Below are 2,484 nucleotides of genomic sequence, written 5' to 3'. Positions count from 1 at the left end.
CTAACCAACAAAAGGAATGACGGAGTTAGGCAGTGATGAGATCACAATATGAGAGCCTCTATATGTGTTTGCCGTAAACAATTTTAACGGCCACAATGACATTGCGAAGTAGATTATTTTGCTGATTGACGAATACAATTAGCTGCCTAACAGCAGCTAAAAAAGATCCTATTGTCTATTTGACGGGAGAAGGTTCATATGTGTTATATTTACTGAAACTTACCCATAAACTTTTGTTGTGGGATATGACTTTTTAAGTTTGAAATTGCCCATGTCTGAAATTCATCGGTGTTTTTAGGGCGCTTCCAATCTTTTTGTTGATTGTTAGACCAAACATAAGCCTCCATAAAACCCGCGCGATATACACTGAATAACTCCTTTGGATAAGAGTTCGAATATTTACTTTTATCCGTTTCATTTTCGTACATTTGAGCCATAGCTTTTCTAGCACTAACTTCACATTTCATTGGATAACGATCATAAGATGCATTTTCGTTTTGTATACATATACCAAGCCCGAAACTATAACCAAACCATAAACTGCTTTCTGCATCGTTTAGCTCAGGGTGTGCGTCCGAGTACATCATGAATTCAAGGTGGTTAGCTTGTTCTTTTGTTGAGGCACAAGAAAATAGAAATACAGATAATAATATAATTAGAAAAGACTTCATTGGTTCACGAAACTCCATGTAAATATAACGCCCGCATAATGGGCGTATTAGACTTGGCTAAAATTAGCGAAGAATGAGCGTCCAGCCAAGTTTAAGACGTCCATTATTAATGCGCTTGTTATACGCTAAAAGCCATAATTGAAAGACCACCCTACTGAAGCATATACAGTTTCTTCAGTGACACCAATAGTCAGATTTGATAGAAAAAACCTTAAGGTTCCTTCAATAGCTAATGCAGAGTTTTTCCCATTAAATACATGAGTATTTTCTTCATATGGTTTAATGTAGCTCAAACCAATATCATAGCCGCCAAAATACTGAAATTTAGAAAATGACACTGTAACCTTTTGACCATGGGTTCCAAGTCCATATCTATATGATATCCCCTTAGCACCTCCTTCTAAAGGTTCCTGATCCCAATAGCCCAAATATATATATTCACCTATGAACTGATCACCAATATTGACCGAATGGAATATGGGTGAATCAAGAGCTTTTGCCTTAAACGGTATGATTAATATAATAGTAATTAAAAATAAAAGTTTCATTAGCGTATAACGCCTCATTAAGAGGCAAAAAATTGTTGGCTAAAATTAGCGACGAAGGAGCAAAAGCCAACTGTTTTTAGTCCCGCTTAATTGGCTTGTTATAAGGCAATTACATCTTGTACCAATTTTGAAAAATAGTGAGGATTACTTTGCACAATAAAATGACCGCCACTAGCCTTAACTATATTGATATTTATACATAATTCTTTAAATACATCCACTGATTTATTAGAAACCAGATAATCATTACTTGCTTGGACATAAGTACATGGAACAGATAATGGTTCACTTGGGCGAACCAAATTAGCTATAACCTTAAGGCGGTGCCTTAACGTTGAATTATTTATTAATTTAAGAGAAGAGTTAAATAAATTTACCACTTTCTTGTTATTACGCTGAGCAAATAAAACAGAGCTTAAAGCGATATCAGGGATTAAACCTGAACGAACTAAATTTAAAGGTAGAAGTTTATTCAAACGGCTAAGCCATGTTGGGTTTTCTAGAAAACTAGCAGCGAAGATTACATGCTTAATATTTAGGTTTGGCAGTAGCGCTAGATGATAAGCAATATAACCAGAATAGGATTCAGACAATATTATGACTTCCTCACTACCAATTAAGGATGCTATTTCTAATGCCTGCTCGATTGGATTTTGGGTGATTAGATCATTTAAGCAAATGACCTGAGTATCTACACAGCTAGGCAATTCATCTAATAATGGGCTAAACAATTTGCCAGTTCCATCCATTCCTGGAATAAGTAAAACTTTCACCGGACAATCCTCTTGCCTTATAACGCCTCAATAAGAGGCGAAGTTAAGCTTGGCTATAATCAGTGAGGAACGAACGCGAGCCAAGCTTGACGCGTCCGACTTTATTGACTTGTTAACGTAGGCCTAGCACCACGCTCCGCAATTCAAATTACCCCGACTGTCCAAACAACGCCGAACCCCATTTACGATATTTCTAAATTTAACCACTATTTCATTAATGGGTAATTAATCAGAATTGCAGTTCTTAAACAGAACAAATACATTAAAAACCACGGTAGCCCAAAATCCACTAAAACGTCAATTAACACCAAACTTAGCTATCCGTTGGTTTGTTGTAAATACCGCGCTAAAAGTAGCATGTTGCAAACTTGAACCGGCAACACCCACAAAAGTAAACTGAAATCGGCCAGGTTTAACTCAAAACAAAACACCAAAGGTTCAAATTTATAACTTTGATATTTATGGCCTAGTTAACGCCCTAATAACGGGTAA

The 2,484-nt window shown here is 36.3% G+C and carries 3 protein-coding genes; all 3 read right to left on the bottom strand.

The window, feature by feature from the left end; all coding sequences use genetic code 11:
- Positions 1-209: 209 nt before the first annotated feature.
- Complete coding sequence (locus KO525_RS11775; protein WP_215964018.1) at positions 210-689, bottom strand: hypothetical protein; 480 nt, start codon at positions 687-689, stop codon at positions 210-212.
- Positions 690-796: 107 nt separating this feature from the next.
- Positions 797-1,219 carry a hypothetical protein gene (locus tag KO525_RS11770; protein ID WP_200220615.1) on the bottom strand — a complete coding sequence of 141 codons (423 nt, stop codon included), beginning with the start codon at positions 1,217-1,219 and terminating at the stop codon, positions 797-799.
- Positions 1,220-1,317: 98 nt separating this feature from the next.
- Entirely contained in the window at positions 1,318-1,992 is a 675-nt protein-coding gene (locus tag KO525_RS11765) for an alpha/beta hydrolase (protein ID WP_215964017.1), read from the bottom strand.
- Between the last annotated feature and the right edge of the window lie 492 nt (positions 1,993-2,484).

It is taken from the genome of Psychrosphaera sp. B3R10 (genome assembly GCF_018861025.1).
GTDB lineage: Bacteria > Pseudomonadota > Gammaproteobacteria > Enterobacterales > Alteromonadaceae > Psychrosphaera > Psychrosphaera algicola.
Note: the sequence above shows the minus strand (reverse complement) of the source record. Positions and strands in the feature narration are given on the sequence as shown.